The organism is Acetobacterium fimetarium, assembly GCF_014284475.1.
Classification (GTDB): domain Bacteria; phylum Bacillota; class Clostridia; order Eubacteriales; family Eubacteriaceae; genus Acetobacterium; species Acetobacterium fimetarium.
Map to the genome: position 1 here is coordinate 1 of NZ_WJBC01000059.1, position 2,547 is coordinate 2,547.

Below are 2,547 nucleotides of genomic sequence, written 5' to 3' on the forward strand. Positions count from 1 at the left end.
GGATATGCCGGAAGGCTATAAGAACTTCTCCAAAACCAGACCGATGAAGCTGGAACATTTTGGTGATGCCCTGGCGTGGTGGGATAACCGGGAAGAAATCGAAGTCGATGGTTTCCCCAAGGCAAAGTGCTATACGACCAGCGAAATCAGCGAAAGAAGCTACAACATCGATCTATGTGGATTTCCTCATGAAGAAGAAGTGATCCTTGAGCCAATGGATTTGATTCAAGTTTATCAAGAAAAGCGGGCATCGCTGAATGATGAAATTGATCATGTATTAGAACAGATTACTTCAATGCTTGGTGTTAATTAATGAAGGCACAGGACTTAAAGAACAGTATCCTTCAGCTTGCGATACAGGGGAAACTGGTAGAACAGCGGGAAGAAGAAGGTACTGCTAAGGAATTATTAGAGAAGATAGCGGCTGAGAAGAAACAGCTGATTCAGGAAGGTAAGATTAAAAAGCAGAAGGCTCTGCCAGCAATCAAGGAAGATGAGATTCCATTTGATATTCCCGATAGTTGGGAATGGGTTAGGTTAGGGGAATTATGTAATTATGGAAAATGTAATTCTATTCCCGCAACAAAGATTCCCAAAGAAGCATGGCTTCTTGATTTGGAGGATATAGAAAAAGATACTGGGAGAATATTGAATAAAAAAAGAATGAAGGATGTAAAATCTAGTAGCAGCAAACATATCTTTAATACTGGAAATGTATTGTATAGTAAATTGCGTCCATATTTGAATAAGGTTGTTATTGCTGATGAAGATGGTTATTCTACTTCAGAAATATTACCTCTAGACTTTGGAATGAATATATTTGACAGATATGCTCAAATCGTTCTTATGAGTCCCTATTTCATTAACTACACTGTAAAGTGTTCTTATGGAGTAAAGATGCCAAGGCTAGGAACGACGGACGGTCAATTAGCTGTATTCCCACTCCCCCCACTCGAAGAACAAAAACGAATTGTAGCAAAGATCGAAGAGCTGATGCCTTATGTGGAAAAATACGATGTAGCTTATTCTGAAGTTGTGGAGCTGAATAAAAAATTCCCGGAAGATATGCAAAAGTCGATTTTGCAATATGCCATCCAAGGCAAGCTGGTTGAGCAGCGAAAAGAAGATGGAAGGGCAGAAGAACTTTATCAGCAGATTCAAGAAGAGAATCAAAAACTGATTGAGGAAGGCACGATTAAAAAGACCAAGGCACTTCCCGAGATTACAGAAGATGAGATTCCTTTTGATATTCCGGAGAATTGGAAGTGGGTTAGGTTGGGGGATTTATGTAATTATGGACAATGTAATTCGATACCCGCAAAAAGTATTCCAAAGGATGCGTGGCTTCTTGACTTAGAAGATATTGAAAAAGATTCTGGTAGAGTATTGAACAAAAAAAGAATGCATGACGTGAAATCTACTAGCAGTAAACATGTTTTCAATGCTGGAGATGTATTGTACAGCAAATTACGACCCTACTTGAACAAGGTAGTAATTGCAGATGAAGATGGATATTCCACTTCTGAAATCTTGCCTCTGGACTTTGGAACGAGTGTGTATAACAGATATGCCCAAATAGTAATGATGAGTCCTTATTTCATTAACTATACAGTAAAATGTTCTTATGGTGTGAAGATGCCAAGGTTGGGAACAACAGATGGTCAATTAGCTGTATTCCCACTATCACCATTAAAAGAACAAAAGCGTATCGTTGATAAGGTTTCTGAATTAATCCCATATGCAAAACAGTTGGCAAATAAGATCGATCTACCTACCCAAAGGGCGTTCTAAGCCAAAAAATGGTGACCGTGTAATGCTCTTGCGTAAAAAATCGCATAGTCCGCTACGGGGGATACCCCAAAAAAACATTAAATAAGCGTGAGCTTCCATATAAAATTGATCCATTAAAATAGGAGGTCGAATCATGTCTTTAGCAGTTATCGATGTAGAACCTTTAAATGATTATAAGTTACTCTTAACTTTTGAAAATGGTGAAAAGAGACGTCGATGTCAGTCCATATTTGGATAAGGGTGTTTTTCAAGAATTAAAGAACGAGGAGAAATTCAGGATGGTACGTGTTAGTTTTGATAGTATTGAATGGTGCAATCAAGCGGATCTTGATCCAGAGTTTTTATTCGAAAAGAGCAAAGCTTGCTAGCAGTAATTGACAAAACTATTTCCCAAAGATTCTAACGGTGCCGGTCAATTAACTTATTAATAATGGCCATCTCCTCACGATTCCGGCCAAAGCGGTCAAGCTTCCAGACCAGCACCATTTCAAAGTGCTTTTTGCCGCTGTCTTAATGTAATGATAATTAAAAATAACTACAAGTTAAAGAACAATTCTTAAATTAAGAATTATTTCAAACGTTTCCTGAAAAAGTTATTGTATTTTATCAGTTGTTGAGATAAAATGCAGACACAGATCAAGCCTTAACCGTCCGCGGTGAGGCTATTTTCATTTTTTTCAGAAAAGTTATCCACACCATATAGTTAGACTTCCCCTCGATAAAAATATTTGTGGATAATTTCTATTTTATTCATTT

The 2,547-nt window shown here is 37.7% G+C and carries 2 protein-coding genes and 1 pseudogene; all 3 read left to right on the forward strand.

Annotated elements, in window-relative coordinates; translation table 11 throughout:
• Positions 1-313: pseudogene (locus tag GH808_RS14970) on the forward strand (HsdM family class I SAM-dependent methyltransferase); the annotation flags it as partial.
• Positions 313-1,791: a restriction endonuclease subunit S gene (locus tag GH808_RS14975; protein WP_186843587.1), complete on the forward strand. Its 1,479-nt coding sequence runs from the start codon at positions 313-315 to the stop codon at positions 1,789-1,791. The pseudogene GH808_RS14970 and the gene GH808_RS14975, both read left to right, overlap by 1 nt.
• Positions 1,792-1,988: 197 nt before the next feature.
• Complete coding sequence (locus tag GH808_RS14980; RefSeq protein ID WP_311135792.1) at positions 1,989-2,159, forward strand: DUF2442 domain-containing protein; 171 nt, start codon at positions 1,989-1,991, stop codon at positions 2,157-2,159.
• Positions 2,160-2,547 lie beyond the last annotated feature (388 nt).

Coding starts and splice junctions, on each gene's coding strand:
- GH808_RS14975 (WP_186843587.1), top strand. CDS start 313: ATGAAGGCACAGGACTTAAAGAACAGTATCCTTCAGCTTGCGATACAG.
- GH808_RS14980 (WP_311135792.1), top strand. CDS start 1,989: ATGGTGAAAAGAGACGTCGATGTCAGTCCATATTTGGATAAGGGTGTT.